The organism is Fructilactobacillus sp. Tb1 (genome assembly GCF_050500285.1).
In the GTDB taxonomy this organism is placed as follows: Bacteria; Bacillota; Bacilli; order Lactobacillales; family Lactobacillaceae; genus Fructilactobacillus.
This window is the reverse complement of record NZ_CP191377.1, coordinates 319,518-336,426: the sequence shown is the minus strand read 5'-3', so window position 1 is coordinate 336,426 and position 16,909 is coordinate 319,518. Positions and strand designations below refer to the sequence as shown.

At 38.3% G+C, this 16,909-nt stretch carries 12 protein-coding genes and 1 riboswitch; of the genes, 10 read left to right on the top strand and 2 right to left on the bottom strand.

Annotated elements, in window-relative coordinates:
* Positions 1-8: 8 nt before the first annotated feature.
* From ACQW5G_RS02030 to rpoC, 3 genes are all read left to right on the top strand, one after another.
* Positions 9-2,459, top strand: coding sequence for an ATP-dependent Clp protease ATP-binding subunit (locus ACQW5G_RS02030; RefSeq protein ID WP_429971419.1), 2,451 nt, complete (start codon positions 9-11; stop codon positions 2,457-2,459).
* A 297-nt stretch (positions 2,460-2,756) separates the two neighbouring features.
* Positions 2,757-6,353: a DNA-directed RNA polymerase subunit beta gene (locus ACQW5G_RS02025; protein WP_429971867.1), complete on the top strand. Its 3,597-nt coding sequence runs from the start codon at positions 2,757-2,759 to the stop codon at positions 6,351-6,353.
* Positions 6,354-6,370: 17 nt separating this feature from the next.
* The gene (gene rpoC, locus ACQW5G_RS02020; RefSeq protein ID WP_429971418.1) at positions 6,371-10,018 is read left to right on the top strand and encodes a DNA-directed RNA polymerase subunit beta'; all 3,648 of its coding nucleotides are present in this window, start codon (positions 6,371-6,373) and stop codon (positions 10,016-10,018) included.
* Positions 10,019-10,103: 85 nt separating this feature from the next.
* Here rpoC and ACQW5G_RS02015 read toward each other — a convergent pair whose 3' ends face one another.
* Positions 10,104-10,676: a xanthine phosphoribosyltransferase gene (locus tag ACQW5G_RS02015; protein WP_429971417.1), complete on the bottom strand. Its 573-nt coding sequence runs from the start codon at positions 10,674-10,676 to the stop codon at positions 10,104-10,106.
* A 30-nt stretch (positions 10,677-10,706) separates the two neighbouring features.
* A riboswitch (purine riboswitch) is annotated at positions 10,707-10,802 on the bottom strand.
* A complete protein-coding gene (locus tag ACQW5G_RS02010; RefSeq protein WP_429971416.1) occupies positions 10,796-11,464 on the bottom strand; it encodes a prepilin peptidase in 669 nt (222 codons plus the stop codon). (Overlaps the previous riboswitch by 7 nt.)
* A 164-nt stretch (positions 11,465-11,628) precedes the next feature.
* Here ACQW5G_RS02010 and rpsL point away from each other — a divergent pair, with 164 nt between their 5' ends.
* From rpsL to rplW, 7 genes are all read left to right on the top strand, one after another.
* Complete coding sequence (rpsL, locus tag ACQW5G_RS02005) at positions 11,629-12,048, top strand: 30S ribosomal protein S12 (protein ID WP_429971415.1); 420 nt, start codon at positions 11,629-11,631, stop codon at positions 12,046-12,048.
* A 30-nt stretch (positions 12,049-12,078) separates the two neighbouring features.
* Entirely contained in the window at positions 12,079-12,549 is a 471-nt protein-coding gene (rpsG, locus tag ACQW5G_RS02000) for a 30S ribosomal protein S7 (protein WP_429971414.1), read from the top strand.
* 87 nt (positions 12,550-12,636) lie between these two features.
* On the top strand, positions 12,637-14,727 hold the full coding sequence (gene fusA, locus ACQW5G_RS01995; protein ID WP_429971413.1) for an elongation factor G: 2,091 nt from the start codon (positions 12,637-12,639) through the stop codon (positions 14,725-14,727).
* A gap of 273 nt (positions 14,728-15,000) precedes the next feature.
* Positions 15,001-15,309 (top strand): 30S ribosomal protein S10, encoded by a 309-nt coding sequence (gene rpsJ, locus ACQW5G_RS01990; RefSeq protein ID WP_041817923.1) that lies wholly within the window; start codon positions 15,001-15,003, stop codon positions 15,307-15,309.
* Positions 15,310-15,335: 26 nt separating this feature from the next.
* Positions 15,336-15,971: a 50S ribosomal protein L3 gene (gene rplC / locus ACQW5G_RS01985; RefSeq protein WP_429971412.1), complete on the top strand. Its 636-nt coding sequence runs from the start codon at positions 15,336-15,338 to the stop codon at positions 15,969-15,971.
* Between the two features lie 18 nt (positions 15,972-15,989).
* Entirely contained in the window at positions 15,990-16,613 is a 624-nt protein-coding gene (rplD, locus tag ACQW5G_RS01980; RefSeq protein WP_429971411.1) for a 50S ribosomal protein L4, read from the top strand.
* A complete protein-coding gene (gene rplW / locus ACQW5G_RS01975; RefSeq protein ID WP_429971410.1) occupies positions 16,613-16,900 on the top strand; it encodes a 50S ribosomal protein L23 in 288 nt (95 codons plus the stop codon). Before rplD ends, rplW begins: the two co-directional genes overlap by 1 nt.
* Positions 16,901-16,909: the final 9 nt, after the last annotated feature.

Here is a 16,909-nt window from a genome sequence, read left to right as displayed (position 1 = left end):
AGTCTTTTATGGAAGATTCATTAACGCCTAGTGCAAAAAAAACGCTTATGATTGCTCAAGAACAAGCGCGTAATTTCCAACATCAATCTGTTGGTACTGAGCATCTATTATTAGCTTTAACAATTGAAAAAAGTGGGATTGCTTATCAAACTTTAAATCAACTTTCTGTAACAGAACAAGATGTTAAGGAAGAAATTGAACAAATTGCTGGTTACGGTAATTTACAAATTGATGGAGCAACTTATTTACCATACTCTCCTAAGATGCGGGACATCTTGAGTTTGGCGGGTAAAATTGCTAAACAATATGGTAGTGAACGAGTTGGAACAGAACATTTGTTGTTAGCTTTAACTAGTGAGAATGAAATTGTTTCGTCAAGAATTCTAAATAGTTTAGGAATTTCACCCGAAGACGTTCGCAAAATTACCATCCGTAAAATGGGGGTTCCTGATCAAGGAATGCCAGCGGGGGTTAAAACGGACGATAAGGGCAAAACTCCAACTTTAGATTCACTTGCTAAGGATCTTACTAAAGCAGCTCGTGATGGTCAATTAGATCCAATTATTGGACGTGATCAAGAAGTTCGTCGGGCTATTCAAATTTTGAGCCGTCGGACGAAGAACAATCCAGTTTTAATTGGTGAACCAGGTGTTGGTAAGACAGCTATTGCTGAAGGATTAGCACAAAAGATCACTGAAAAAGTTGTGCCAGAAGATATGGTTAACAAACGGGTCATGGCTTTAGATATGGGGACACTTGTCGCTGGAACTAAATACCGTGGTGAGTTTGAAAATCGACTCAAAAAGATTATTAACGAAATTAAAAGTAGTGGAAACGTAATTTTATTTGTTGATGAACTTCATACTTTGATTGGTGCTGGTGGCGCTGAAGGTGCAATTGATGCATCTAATATTTTAAAACCAGCATTAGCTCGTGGTGAAATTCAAATGATGGGTGCCACGACTTTAAATGAATACCAAAAGCATATTGAATCTGATGCAGCGTTAGAACGTCGTTTTGCTACTATTCAAGTAGAAGAACCTAGTGTTGACGAAGCTAAAAAGATTTTGACTGGATTACGTCCTCGTTATGAGGAACACCATCACGTTAAAATTACAGATGGTGCGATTAATGCGGCGGTTGACTTATCAAGTCGTTACATTAGCGGTCGTTTCTTACCTGATAAAGCAATTGACTTAATGGACGAAGCAGCCGCTAAAGTCCGAATCGATGCGATGGGCGATCCAACTGACTTGATGAAAAAACAACGTGAACTTGATCAAGCCCAATCTGATAAAAATCAAGCTATTGAAGATCAACGCTTTGATGATGCTGTAACTTTCAGAAGTAAAGAACAACAACTTGAAAAAGAAGTTGCAGACTTATTAGAGGCGGACGAAAAGAAACGTAAACAAGAAGATCAAAAACACAATTACAAACTAACAGAAGATGCAGAAGCAGTTGCTCAAATTGTAGCTGAATGGACTGGTATTCCAGTTACTCATCTTAAGAAGACGGATGCTGATCGCTTGGTTAACCTTGAAAAAGTATTGCACAAACGTGTAATTGGTCAAGATGAAGCGGTTACTGCAGTTGCTAAAGCTGTTCGTCGAGCTCGAAGCGGATTAAAAGATCCTAATCGTCCAATCGGTTCATTTATCTTCCTTGGACCTACTGGGGTCGGTAAAACTGAACTTGCAAAAGATTTAGCTGAAGAAATGTTTGGCTCAGAAAACGATGTTATCAGAGTTGATATGAGTGAATTTATGGAAAAATATTCAACTAGTCGTTTAGTTGGATCAGCTCCCGGATATGTTGGTTATGAAGAAGGAGGCCAACTAACTGAAAAAGTTAGAAAACATCCTTATTCTGTAATCTTGCTTGATGAAGTGGAAAAAGCTCATCCAGATGTCTTTAACTTACTATTACAAGTATTAGATGATGGATTCCTTACTGACTCTAAGGGCCGTAAAGTTGATTTTAGAAACACAATTATTATCATGACATCTAATTTAGGTGCCACAGCGTTACGTGAACAAAAGACAGTTGGGTTTGATGCTGACCGTCAAACAAATAATGACGCTGAAATGAAACGAGTAATTCAAGAAAAGATGAAACAATTCTTTAGACCTGAATTCTTGAATCGTGTTGATGAAACTGTGATTTTCCATAGCTTAACTGAATCAGAGCTTCACCGAATCGTGAAATTGATGACGAGAAAACTTGTTGATCGAGTTGATAAACAAGGATACACTTTGAAAATTACTCCAGCTGCCATTGATATTGTGGCTAAAAAAGGATACAACCCAGAGTATGGAGCTCGTCCACTAAGACGTGCGTTGCAAAGTGAAATCGAAGATCCGTTAAGTGATGCATTGTTAGCTGGTGATTTTAAAGCCGGTGATAAGATCACGATTGGAGCTTCAAAAGGTAAAATATCAATTACACATAAAGCTTAACTTATATAGAAAAAACACCATTTGAAATGGTGTTTTTTTATTGACATAATTCGGATATAGAGTTACTATAATATAGTATATATTGTGAATTGAAATGAGTTATTGCGATCTATTGTCCGTAATAACGCTTATAGCTACCCAAAAGTAGAAAAAATTTCTATTTTTGGCTTTTTTTTGCTTTAAATTAGCTTTTTTAGTGAATTGTAATCAAACTGTAACATTTCTTTTCGAAGGAATTACTTAAGGAGGGTGAACAACTTGGCAGAAAACGTTAAGGAAAACAACCAAAAAGATGCAATGTCTGGAAACGTTGTTAAGTATGGTAATCACAGAACCCGTAGAAGTTATGCCAGAATCAAAAAGGTTTTGGATCTTCCTAACTTGATTGAGGTTCAAACAAACTCATACAACTGGTTCTTAGACGAAGGTCTTCGTGAAATGTTCAAAGACATTATGCCAATTGATGATTTCCAAGGAAAACTATCATTGGACTTCGTTGATTACCAATTGTTAGAACCTAAATACACTGTTGCAGAAGCAAGAGCACATGAAGTTAACTATTCAGCTCCTCTTCACGTTACGCTTAAATTAACTAACCACGAAACTGGTGAAATTAAGACACAAGACGTATTCTTCGGTGATTTACCATTAATGACAGATCAAGGTACTTTCATTATTAATGGGGCAGAACGTGTAATCGTATCTCAATTAGTACGTTCTCCAGGTGCATACTACCACAAAGAATTAGATAAAAACGGTCGTGAAATGTTCAGCGCAACAGTTATTCCTAACCGTGGTGCTTGGATGGAATTTGCAACCGATGCCAAGAATGTATCATACATCCGTATCGATAGAACTAGAAAATTACCTATTACTGAATTAGTTCGTGCTTTAGGTTTCGGCTCAGATGACGAAATTACTGAAATTTTCGGTAATACTAATGACAGTCTTAACTTAACTCTTGAAAAAGATGTTCACAAAGACTCAAGCGATACTCGTACAGAAGAAGCCTTAAAAGACATCTACGAACGTTTGCGTCCCGGTGAACCTAAGACCGCTGAATCATCACGTAATCTTTTGACTACTAGATTCTTCGATCCACAACGTTATGATATGGCTCCCGTTGGTCGTTACAAGACTAACGAAAAACTTAGCTTAAAGAACCGTTTAATGGGACTTGCTTTAGCAGAAACTTTAGCTGACCCAGAAACTGGTGAAATTATTGCTAAGAAGGGTGACATTGTTGATAAGCCTCTTATGAAGACTTTAGCTCCATACTTGGACAACAAAGATTTCAAAGCTTACACATTTAATCCTGCACCAGAAGCTGTGGTTACTGACCCAGTTACTGTTCAAATTATTAAAGTATACTCAAACAAAGACCCTGAAAAAGTTGTACCTGTTGTAGGTAACGACAACATCAGTCTTGATTACAAACACATTACTCCTGCTGACATGTTAGCTGAAGTTAACTACTTCTTTGATTTACAAGAAGGAATTGGTTCAGTTGATGATATTGATCACTTGAGTAACCGTCGTGTACGTTCAGTTGGTGAATTACTACAAAACCAATTCAGAATTGGTTTATCACGGATGGAACGTGTTGTTCGTGAAAGAATGTCAATCCAAGATGCTGCAACTGTAACTCCACAACAATTGATTAACATTCGTCCAGTTGTTGCTTCAGTTAAAGAATTCTTCGGTTCATCACAACTTTCACAATTCATGGATCAAACTAACCCATTGGGTGAATTGACTCATAAACGTCGTCTTTCTGCTCTTGGACCTGGTGGTATTTCACGAGACCGTGCCGGATACGAAGTTCGTGATGTTAACTATACCCACTATGGTCGTGTATGTCCTATCGAAACTCCCGAAGGTCCTAACATTGGTTTGATTAACTCATTCTCTGGTTACGCTCGCGTAAACAAGTATGGATTTATCGAATCACCATACCGTCGTGTTGATTGGACTACTCATAAAGTAACTGACAAGATCGATTACTTAAGTGCCAGCGATGAAGATCAATATGTTATTGCCCAAGCTAACACACCACTTAATGACGATGGTTCATTCCGTGAAACTCACGTAATGGCCCGTGATAAAGCTGAATATGTTGAAGCTGACATTAACAACGTTGATTATATGGATGTTTCTCCTAAACAAGTTGTTTCAGTTGCCACAGCATGTATTCCTTTCTTGGAAAATGATGATAGTAACCGTGCCTTGATGGGATCAAACATGCAACGTCAAGCTGTTCCATTGATTAATCCACATGCACCACTTGTTGGTACTGGTATGGAATACAAGACTGCTCATGATTCTGGAGTTGCTAAGATTGCTAAATATCCTGGTACTGTAGAATATGTTGATGCTCAAGTTGTTAAAATCCGTCGCGATAACGGTACTTTAGACACTTATGAATTAACTAAATTCATGCGTTCTAACAATGGTATGAACTATAACCAAACTCCAATCGTTAAAACTGGTGACCATGTTGATGCTGATGAAATCATCGCTGATGGTCCAGCAATGGAAAACGGTGAATTAGCATTGGGTCAAAACCCAACTGTTGCATTCATGACTTGGCAAGGTTATAACTTCGAAGATGCCATCGGTATTAGTGAAAAACTTGTTAAAGAAGATGCATATACTTCAATTCATATTGAAGAATACGAATCAGAAACTCGTGACACTAAACTTGGACCTGAAGAAATGACTCGTGAAATTCCTAATGTTGGTGAAGATGCTCTTAAAGATCTTGACGAAAACGGAATTGTACGTATTGGTGCTGAAGTTCATGATGGTGACATTTTAGTTGGTAAAGTAACTCCTAAGGGTGTTACAGAATTATCATCTGAAGAACGTTTGTTACACGCTATCTTTGGTGAAAAATCACGTGAAGTTAGAGATACATCACTCCGTGTTCCTCATGGTGCTGATGGTGTTGTTCAAGACGTTAAAGTTTTCTCTCGTGAAAATGGTGACGAATTACAACCAGGTGTTAACAAGATGGTTCGAGTTTACATTGCACAAAAACGTAAACTTCAAGTCGGTGATAAGATGGCCGGTAAGCATGGTAACAAGGGTACTGTTTCAATCGTTATCCCTGAAGAAGATATGCCTTACTTACCAGATGGAACTCCAATTGATATCTTATTGAGTCCCATGGGTGTGCCTTCACGTATGAACATTGGTCAAGTATTGGAAATGCATTTAGGTATGGCTGCTAAGAAACTTGGTATCCACGTTGCAACTCCTGTATTTGATGGTGCTACTTCAGATGACGTTTGGGCTGCTGTTAAAGAAGCCGGAATGGCAAAAGACGGTAAGTCTGTCGTTTACGATGGTCGTACTGGTGAACCATTTGATAAGAGAATTGCTGTTGGTGTCATGGGTTACCTTAAACTTAACCATATGTCAGAAGATAAGATTCATGCTCGTTCAATCGGACCTTACTCACTTGTTACTCAACAACCACTTGGTGGTAAAGCACAATTTGGGGGACAACGTTTCGGTGAAATGGAAGTTTGGGCCCTTGAAGCTTATGGTGCTGCACATACCTTACAAGAAATCTTGACTTACAAGTCAGATGACGTTGTTGGTCGTGTTAAGACTTATGAAGCTATTGTTAAAGGTGAACCAATTCCTAAACCAGGTGTTCCTGAATCATTCCGAGTTCTTGTTAAAGAATTACAAGCACTTGGTCTTGATATGAAGGTTCTTGGTGCTGATCACCAACCAATCGACTTACGTGACATGGACGAAGACGATGATGTCGTTAACGTAAATGCACTTAACAAGATTGCACAAGAACAAGACGCAAAAAAAGAAGCTGAAAAGAAAGCCGCAGCTGCTGATGATGCTTCAACTGATAAAAAAGACAATAATTAATAAAGGAGGGAAAGCCAATGGTTGATGTTAATAAATTCAAAAGTATGCAAGTTGGACTTGCATCTCCTGAAACAATTCGTAGCTGGTCATATGGTGAAGTAACCAAGCCAGAAACTATTAACTACCGAACTCTAAAACCTGAAAAAGATGGTTTGTTCGATGAAAGAATTTTTGGACCTACTAAGGACTGGAAATGTGCCTGTGGTAAATACAAAGGTATCCGTTACAAAGGTATCGTTTGTGACCGATGTGGGGTAGAAGTTACTCGTGCTAAAGTTCGTCGTGAACGTATGGGTCATATCGAATTAGCTGCACCAGTTACACACATTTGGTACTACAAAGGTATCCCATCTCGTATGGGACTAGTTCTAGACATGAGTCCTCGTGCCCTAGAAGAAATTATTTACTTTGCTTCATATGTAGTTGTAGATCCTGGTAATACACCACTTGAAAAGAAACAACTATTATCTGAACAAGAATATCGTGATAAAAAACGTGAATACGGTAACCGTTTTGATGCTCAAATCGGTGCTGAAGGTATTCGTGCCTTACTTGATAGTGTTGATCTTGAAAAAGAAGTTGCTGAATTAAAAGAAGAACTTAAGAAAGCTACTGGTCAAAAACGTACCCGTGCTATTCGTCGTTTGGATATTTTGGAAGCCTTCCTTACTTCAGGTAACAAATTATCATGGATGGTAATGGACACTATTCCAGTTATGCCACCTGATTTACGTCCGATGGTTCAACTTGAAGGTGGACGTTTTGCTACTTCTGATTTGAATGATTTATACCGTCGTGTAATTAACCGTAATAACCGTTTGAAACGATTATTAGATTTACATGCTCCTGGAATCATTGTTCAAAATGAAAAGAGAATGTTACAAGAAGCAGTTGATGCTTTGATTGATAATGGTCGTCGTGGCCGTCCAGTTGCTGGTCCTGGTAACCGTCCATTGAAATCACTTTCTCACTTGCTTAAAGGTAAGCAAGGTCGTTTCCGTCAAAACTTGCTTGGTAAACGTGTTGATTACTCAGGTCGTTCAGTTATTGATGTTGGTCCATGGTTGAAACTTAGCCAAATGGGTCTTCCAGTATCAATGGCACTTGAATTGTTCAAACCATTTATCATGCATGAATTGGTTAAACGTGGTTTAGCTTCTAACGTTAAGAATGCTAAACGTGAAATCGAACGTAAAGATGACGTCGTATTTGATGTTCTTCCTTACGTAATTAAAGAACATCCAGTTCTATTGAACCGTGCCCCTACATTGCATAGACTTGGTATTCAAGCCTTTGAACCAGTGTTGGTTAGTGGTAAATCAATGCGTTTGCACCCATTAGTTTGTGCTGCTTATAACGCCGATTTCGATGGTGACCAAATGGCCATTCACGTTCCTCTTTCTGACGAAGCTCAAGCTGAATCAAGATTATTAATGGCTGCTGCAGGTCATATCTTGGCTCCAAAAGATGGTAAACCAGTTGTTGCACCATCTCAAGATATGGTTATCGGTAACTACTACTTGACTATGGAAGAACCTGGCCGTGAAGGTGAAGGTATGATCTTCAACAACCCTGATGAAGTTGAAGTTGCTTACCGTGATGGTTTAGTACATTGGCACAGTAGAATTGGGATTCCAGCTTCTGCTTTCCCAGACAAGCCATTTACTGATGATCAAAAAGACAAAATCATGGTTACTTCAGTAGGTAAGGTTATCTTTAACGGTATCTTACCTAAGGCGTTCGTTTACTTGAACGAACCTACTTCAACTAACCTTAATGGTTTTGTTCCTGATAGTTACTTCTTGAAACCAGGAGAAGATATTCACGAACACATCAAGAATACTGAACCTGTTAAACCATTCAAGAAGAGCTTCTTATCAGACATCATCGCTGAAGTTTACAACCAATACAAGGTTACTGAAACTTCAGAATTACTTGATCGTATTAAAGATCTTGGTAACGATGAATCAACTAAGTCAGGTTTGACTGTTGGTATGTCAGATATTACAGAACTTAAAGAAAAACCAGAAATTGTTGCAGCTGGACACAAGAAAGTTGAAACAATTACTAAACAATTCCGTCGTGGTTTGATTACTGATCAAGAACGTTATGAACGTATTGTTAACGTTTGGAACGATGCCCGTGACCAAATTCAAGACGTCTTAATGCAAAACTTCGATCCACAAAACCCTATCTTTATGATGAGTAATTCTGGTGCCCGTGGTAACATTTCAAACTTTACCCAACTTGCCGGAATGCGTGGATTGATGGCTTCTCCTGATGGTAAGATTATGGAACTTCCAATCACATCTAACTTCCGTGAAGGTATGTCTGTTTTGGAAATGTTCATTTCTACCCATGGTGCTCGTAAAGGTATGACCGATACTGCCTTGAAGACTGCCAACTCAGGTTACTTGACTCGTCGACTTGTTGACGTTGCTCAAGATGTTATCATTCGTGAAAAGGACTGTGGAACTGATCGTGGATTAGTTGTACGTGCTATTAAAGAAGGTAACGAAATGATTGAACCACTTTACGATCGTATTCTTGGTAGAAATGCCATGAAGACTGTTAAAGATCCTGAAACTGGTGAAGTCATTGTTAACAGAAATGAAATGATTGATGACAAGAAAGCTCAACAAATTGTTGATGCTGGAATTGAATCAGTTGAAATTCGTTCAGCATTTACTTGTGATACAGCTCATGGGGTTTGTGAAATGTGTTACGGTCAAAACTTGGCTACTGGTGATAACGTTGAAGTTGGTGAAGCAGTTGGTACTGTTGCCGCCCAATCAATCGGTGAACCCGGTACTCAATTGACCCTTCGTACTTTCCATACCGGTGGGGTTGCAAGTAATACCGATATTACCCAAGGGCTTCCCCGTGTTCAAGAAATCTTTGAAGCACGTAACCCTAAAGGTAAATCAACTATCTCTGAAGTTACTGGTGTGGTTGAATTAATCGAAGAAGATCCAGCTGAAGGTGTTAAGGAAGTTACTATTCAAGGTAAAGCCGACACTAGAAAGTACAAGGTTCCATTGACTGCACGTATGCGTGTTGCTGAAGGTGATCATGTTCGCCGTGGTGATGCACTTAACGAAGGTTCAATTGATCCCAAGGAACTTCTTAAGATTCGTGATACTTTATCAACTGAAACTTACCTATTAACTGCGGTACAAGAAGTTTACCGTCGTCAAGGGGTTGAAGTTAATGATAAACATGCCGAAATCATGGTTCGTCAAATGCTTCGTAAAGTTCGTGTCATGGATCCAGGTGACACTGACATCTTGCCAGGTACTTTGATTGATATCGATGACTTTAAAGAACGTAATGCTTCAGCCGTTATGTCAGGTAAGGTTCCAGCAACTGCACGTCCAGTATTGCTTGGTATTACTAAAGCCGCTCTTGAAACTAACAGTTTCTTATCAGCTGCTTCATTCCAAGAAACTACTCGTGTGCTTACTGATGCTGCTATCCGTGGTAAGGTTGATCCACTTATCGGTCTTAAAGAAAATGTTATTATTGGTAAGCTTCTTCCTGCTGGTACAGGTGTTCATGAATATGAAGACATTGAACCAGAAGAAATTGGTAAACCAGCTGGTGAAAGTGTTGCCGCTGGTTCTGATAAAAAAACAGATTCAGATTCTGATAACGTAACTAAATAGTTAATAACGAAAAAGACGATTGCTTTGGCAATCGTCTTTTTTTGTTGTAAATAAAAAATCCTGACAAAAGTCAGGATTTAATTAGTTAGTTAGCAAAAGTAACCTGGTTATTATCTAATGATGCAATTTGGGCTAGTGATAAGACGTTAAATCCTTGATCACGTAAATATTGTCCACCGGGTTGGAAAGTTTTTTCAATTACGATTCCAATGCCTGCAACTTTAGCACCAGCAGCATCCGCAATTTTGATTAATCCCTTAGTAGCTTCACCGTTAGCTAAGAAATCATCAATAATCAAAACTTTATCGTCACTTGATAAGAATTGTTGCTCGATATAGATATGGTTAGTGGTTTGTTTAGTGTATGAATAAACTTTAGCAGTATAAACATCATTTTTAACCACCAATGACTTGCTTTTACGAGCAAAAACTACGGGAACTTTCATTGCTAGTCCAGCCATCACAGCAGGGGCAATTCCAGAGGCTTCAACAGTTAAAACCTTAGTAATACCCAAACCCTTGAAATAATCCGCAAATTCTTGTCCAACTTTGTACATCAATTCAGGATCAATTTGATGATTTAAAAATGAATTTACTTTTAAAATGTTGCCAGGCAACACTGTACCTTGTTCTTTAATGACAGTTTTTAGTTCTTCCATGAGATTACCTCCAAAAAAAGATCATATCTCATAATTATGATCTCTCCTTATAGTTCAGAATTCCGGTTCTGAGTAGAAACGACTAACCAATTTTAGTCATATATAAGTTATGCACTTGTCTACATTGTAACTGGAAAACTTTCGATAAACAATACTACAATTAAGCTATTCGCTAAAAAAGGGATGAACGGAATCACTTTTGTTTTGCGAAATAAACAATAGCCAAGCGCCACAAATGAAGCGTAAAAAATAATGTGAATTGTAGTGACCAATCCGCACGCCAAAATGAGACAAATGATTAAATCTAAATCTCCATTTCCCAGCCAATTTAATTTTGAATTAATAACTAACAGAATAACATAGATGATTAATAGTAGAAAAAGATTAATCAAGTTTAGGTTAGTAGACCAAAGCGCTAAACTAAAAACAATTGGAAGCCAATAGATGTTAAACTTAAAAGTAAACAAATCGAATAAGCTAATAATTTCAAAACAGAATGCCAAAATTAGTAACGAATTAGGGATCATGCTATATAGGCTCACCAATAAACCGGTCATAACTTCATAAATTAATAAATAGTAGGGAAGTTTAACATTACAGCGTTGACATTTTCCCCGTAGAACAATAAAACTAATAATTGGTATTAATTCAAACCATGATAGGGTTCGTTGACAATTATCACATTGAGACCGTGACCACACAAATTCCCGATTCGTAATGATTCTTTCAACCATTAAGGTCAAGAACGATCCAATAATACTTCCATAAACAAATAAAATGTATCTCATATTTTCACCTCTTAAAAAAATACGTAAAAGGCGGTTGACGTGTTTAAACTAACATGTTATTCTAGTCAATGTGCTTAAACAGTTAAGCGATTTTTTTATTCCTAAAAAATGGTCCGCCTGGATGTGTGGACTTAAACCAAATTCGAGAAAGGAGGACTTTTTAGATGCCTACAATTAACCAATTAGTTAGAAAAGGTCGTAAATCTAGAAGTTCTAAATCAAAATCCCCAGCTCTTGGCTTCGGATACAACAGTTACAAGAAGAAACAAACGAATAATGCTTCACCACAAAAACGTGGAGTTGCTACTCGTGTGGGAACTATGACTCCTAAAAAGCCTAACTCTGCCTTACGTAAGTATGCGCGTGTTCGTCTTTCAAACTTACTTGAAGTTACTGCATACATTCCAGGTATCGGTCATAACTTACAAGAACATAGTGTTGTTTTAATCCGTGGTGGTCGTGTTAAAGATTTACCTGGGGTTAGATATCATGTTATCCGTGGTGCCTTAGATACTGCCGGTGTTTCAGATCGTCGTCAAAGTCGTTCTAAATACGGTACTAAGAAACCTAAAGACAAGAAATAATATAATATTTAATTAAAGGAGGACTTTTAGATGCCTAGAAAAGGAAAAGTTCAAGAACGTGAAATCCTTCCAGATCCAATCTACAACTCAAAGTTGGTTTCAAAATTAATCAACCACTTGATGTTAGATGGTAAGAGAGGTACTGCATCAGAAATTCTATACGGTGCATTTGACCAAATTAAAGACACAACTGGTAACGATCCAGTTGAAGTATTTGAAGAAGCAATGAAAAACATCATGCCTGTCCTTGAAGTTAAGGCTCGTCGTGTTGGTGGATCTAACTACCAAGTTCCTATTGAAGTTCGTCCTGCAAGAAGAACTACTTTAGGTTTACGTTGGTTAGTTAACTATGCTCGTCTACGTGGTGAACATACTATGATCGATCGTCTTGCTAAAGAAATTATTGATGCATCAAACAACACTGGTGCAGCTGTTAAGAAACGTGAAGATACACACAAAATGGCCGAAGCCAACCGCGCTTTCGCTCATTACCGTTGGTAATCTTCTGATTGCTTAATTGCGATTAAAAGGTGGCTAAGCAATTGGCCACTTTTTTAGAACTTATTGTATTTTTTAAAGGAGTTAATAATGGCTAACAAACGTGAATTCCCGTTAGACAAGACACGTAACATTGGTATCGTTGCTCATATCGATGCTGGTAAGACTACTACTACTGAACGTGTTCTATACTATACTGGTAAAGTTCATAAAATTGGTGAAACCCATGATGGTGCTTCACAAATGGATTGGATGGAAGAAGAAAAAGAACGTGGTATTACTATTACATCAGCTGCTACAACTGCTGAATGGAAAGGTTACCGTGTTAACATCATCGATACTCCAGGACACGTTGACTTTACTGTCGAAGTTGAACGTTCACTTCGTGTTCTTGATGGTGCCGTTGCTGTTCTTGATGGACAAGCCGGTGTTGAACCTCAAACAGAAACTGTTTGGCGTCAATCATCAGATTTCGATGTTCCCCGTATCGTATTCATCAACAAGATGGATAAGTTAGGTGCTAACTTCGATTTCTCTGTTAAATCAATGCACGACCGTTTAGGTGCTAACGCTGTTCCTGTTCAAATTCCAGTTGGTGCTGAATCTGAATTTATGGGTGTAATCGATCTTATCGAAATGAAAGCTTACATCTATGATGAAGATAAAGAAGGTGAAAACTGGGATACAATCGAAATCCCAGCTGATTACATGGACGCAGCTCAAGAAGCTCATGATAACTTGATTGAAGCTGTTGCTGATGTAAATGATGATATCATGGACAAGTTCCTTGATGGTCAAGAAATCACTAAAGAAGAACTTAAAGCTGCTATTCGTCAAGCAACTATTAACCTTGAAATGTACCCAGTATTTGCTGGTTCTGCATTTAAGAACAAGGGTGTTCAAATGATGATGGATGGGGTTGTTGACTACCTTCCATCTCCACTTGATGTTCGTCCTTACCAAGCTACTGATCCAGATACTGGTGATGAAGTATTGGTTCGTCCTGATGATAAAGCACCATTTGCTGCTTTAGCATTTAAAGTTGCTACTGACCCATTCGTTGGTCGTTTAACATTTATCCGTGTTTACCGTGGCTCTCTTGAATCAGGTTCATACATCTTAAATGCAACTAAAGACAAACGTGAACGTGTTGGTCGTTTAGTTCAAATGCACTCAAACACTCGTCAAGAAATCCCTGAAGTATTCTCTGGTGATATTGCCGGTGCTATTGGTTTGAAGAACACTACTACTGGTGATTCTTTAACTGATGTTGATCACCCATTACATCTTGAATCAATGGAATTCCCTGAACCAGTTATCGAAGTTGCCGTTGAACCTAAGACTAAGGCTGACCAAAACAAGATGAACACTGCTCTTCAAAAACTTTCTGAAGAAGATCCTACTTTCCGTGCCCAAACTAATCCAGAAACTGGACAAACTATTATGGCCGGAATGGGTGAACTTCATCTTGATATTCTTATCGAACGTATGAGACGTGAATTTGGTGTTGATGCTACTATCGGTGAACCACAAGTTGCTTACCGTGAAGCATTCACTAAACAAGTTGAAGCTCAAGGTAAGTTTGTTCGTCAATCTGGTGGTAAAGGTCAATATGGTGATGTTTGGATTGAATTCACTCCTGGTGAAGAAGGTTCTGGATTCCAATTTGAAAATGCTATCGTTGGTGGGGTTGTTCCTCGTGAATTTATCCCTTCAGTTGAACAAGGACTTAAAGAATCAATGGAAAACGGTGTTCTTGCTGGATTCCCATTGATCGATGTTCATGCTAAACTTTATGATGGTAGTTACCATGATGTCGATTCTAGTGAAGCTGCATTTAAGATTGCTGCTTCTATCGCATTGAAGAACGCTGCTAAGAAGGCTGCTCCTGTTATTTTGGAACCAATCATGAAAGTTGATATTCGTGTTCCTGAAGAATACATGGGAGACGTTATGGGACAAGTTACTGCACGTCGTGGTAGCGTTGAAGGTATGGAAGCACAAGATAATGCACAAAACATCCATGCTATGGTTCCTCTTTCAGAAATGTTCGGTTACGCAACTGACTTACGTTCAGCTACCCAAGGTCGTGGTACTTTCGTAATGTCATTTGACCACTACACTGCTGTTCCTAAGAGTATCCAAGAAGATATTATTAAGAAAAACGGTGGAGAAGCTTAATCGCTTTTCTTCAATCATAATAATGAAAAAGTTTTGTTAATTGACGTTAACAAAACTTTTTTTGTTTTATGCGCTAAAACCCTTGCAAGAGAAGCTAATTCCATGTATTATATAGTAGTGTCTTAATTACGGGTACAGTGTGCCCTAATATTAGAGATAATAAGCGATGATGTAGTAGATTGCGGCACACCCGGCCGCTTTGCCATGGCAAGGTGTTACCGGTAACTACTACGGAGTTAGTCTTAAATGAAAACAGACGAAGGAGGGAAAAACATGGCAAAAGAAAAAATCCGTATCCGCTTGAAAGCTTACGAACACCGTAGCTTAGACCAAGCTGCTGATAAGATTGTTGCTACTGCACAAAGAACTGGTGCTACTATTTCAGGTCCAATTCCATTGCCCACTGAAAGAACTATCTATACTGTTCTTGCATCACCATTCAAATACAGTAAAGCACAAGAACAATTCGAAATGTTAACACACAAACGTTTAATCGATATTTTGAATCCAACACCTAAAACTGTTGATTCATTAATGAAGTTAGACTTACCAAGTGGTGTTGATATCGAGATCAAATTATAATATTACACAATATTGGAGGTGTACTCATGATCAAAAAAGGAATCTTAGGTAAAAAAGTTGGTATGACTCAAGTTTTTACTGAAAACGGTGAATTAGTTCCAGTTACTGTTGTAGATGTAACTCCTAACGTTGTTTTACAAGTTAAAAACAACGAAACAGACGGTTACGAAGCAATTCAACTTGGATTTGATGAAAAACGTGAAGTATTAAGTAACAAACCTGAACAAGGCCATGCCAAAAAAGCTAACACAACACCTAAGCGCTTCATTCGTGAAATCAGTGAAGTCGACTTAGATGCTTACAAAGTTGGTGACGAAGTTAAAGCTGACATCTTCGAAGCAGGAGATTCAGTTGACGTAACTGGTATCACTAAAGGTCATGGTTACCAAGGTAACATTCATAAAGACGGTCAACGTCGTGGACCAGAAACTCATGGTTCTAGATATCACCGTCGTCCAGGTTCACTTGGTGTTATTATCAACCGTGTTGTTAAAGGCATGAAGCTCCCTGGTCGTATGGGTAACAAAACTGTTACCATTCAAAACCTTGAAATTATCAAAGCAGACGTTGAAAACAACGTATTGTTAATTAAAGGTAACGTACCTGGTGCAAACAAAACATTAGTTACTGTTCGTACTTCAGTACACAATTCAAGAAAATAGGAAAGGAGGAACCGCAAAATGACAAGCGTATCATTATTCAAACAAGACGGTAGCCAAAACGGATCAATCGATCTTAACGAAGCTATCTTTGGTATTGAACCAAACGAAAACGTAGTATTTGACACTGTAATCATGCAACGTGCATCACAACGTCAAGGTACTAACGGAGTTAAGACTAGAGGCCAAGTTTCTGGTGGTGGTAGAAAACCATGGAGACAAAAAGGTACTGGTCGTGCTCGTCAAGGTTCTATTCGTTCACCACAATGGGTTGGCGGTGGAGTAGTATTTGGACCATCAGCTCGTTCATACAGCTACCATCTTCCTAAGAAGGTTACTAGATTAGCTGTTAAATCAGTTCTTTCAGAAAAAGTTGCTGAAAACAATTTTGTTGTTGTTGACTCAATTAACTTTGATGCACCAAAGACAAAAGAATTTGCAAACTTATTGAAGAACCTTGATGCAGCTACTAAGACATTAGTAGTTTTGGAAGACCTTAACGACAACGCTGCTCGCTCAGCTAAAAACATTCCTAACGTTCAAGTAATTAGCGCCAAAGGTGTTAACACTCTTGATGTATTGAATGCTAAGAAAGTCGTTATTACCAAAGCTGCTCTTTCTCAAGTAGAGGAGGTGCTCGCATAATGGAAGCACGAGAAATTATTTTACGTCCTGTAATCACTGAAGCTTCAACTGATCGTATGGACGACAAAAAATACACATTTGATGTTGATTTACGAGCAAACAAAAACCAAGTAAAAGCTGCTGTTGAAGAAGTTTTTGGTGTTAAAGTTGCTAAAGTAAACATTATGAACGTTAAAGGTAAAGAAAAACGTCAAGGTCGTTACGTAGGTTTCACTAAGAAACGTCGTAAGGCAATCGTTACTTTATCAAATGATTCAGAAGATATTAAGTTATTCTCTGAAGAATAATCTATTAAG

Bases quoted from the DNA above. Each gene is read 5' to 3' on its own strand.
- ACQW5G_RS02030 (WP_429971419.1), top strand. From the start codon at position 9: ATGGAAGATTCATTAACGCCTAGTGCAAAAAAAACGCTTATGATTGCT.
- ACQW5G_RS02025 (WP_429971867.1), top strand. From the start codon at position 2,757: ATGTCTGGAAACGTTGTTAAGTATGGTAATCACAGAACCCGTAGAAGT.
- rpoC (WP_429971418.1), top strand. From the start codon at position 6,371: ATGGTTGATGTTAATAAATTCAAAAGTATGCAAGTTGGACTTGCATCT.
- ACQW5G_RS02015 (WP_429971417.1), bottom strand. From the start codon at position 10,676: ATGGAAGAACTAAAAACTGTCATTAAAGAACAAGGTACAGTGTTGCCT.
- ACQW5G_RS02010 (WP_429971416.1), bottom strand. From the start codon at position 11,464: ATGAGATACATTTTATTTGTTTATGGAAGTATTATTGGATCGTTCTTG.
- rpsL (WP_429971415.1), top strand. From the start codon at position 11,629: ATGCCTACAATTAACCAATTAGTTAGAAAAGGTCGTAAATCTAGAAGT.
- rpsG (WP_429971414.1), top strand. From the start codon at position 12,079: ATGCCTAGAAAAGGAAAAGTTCAAGAACGTGAAATCCTTCCAGATCCA.
- fusA (WP_429971413.1), top strand. From the start codon at position 12,637: ATGGCTAACAAACGTGAATTCCCGTTAGACAAGACACGTAACATTGGT.
- rpsJ (WP_041817923.1), top strand. From the start codon at position 15,001: ATGGCAAAAGAAAAAATCCGTATCCGCTTGAAAGCTTACGAACACCGT.
- rplC (WP_429971412.1), top strand. From the start codon at position 15,336: ATGATCAAAAAAGGAATCTTAGGTAAAAAAGTTGGTATGACTCAAGTT.
- rplD (WP_429971411.1), top strand. From the start codon at position 15,990: ATGACAAGCGTATCATTATTCAAACAAGACGGTAGCCAAAACGGATCA.
- rplW (WP_429971410.1), top strand. From the start codon at position 16,613: ATGGAAGCACGAGAAATTATTTTACGTCCTGTAATCACTGAAGCTTCA.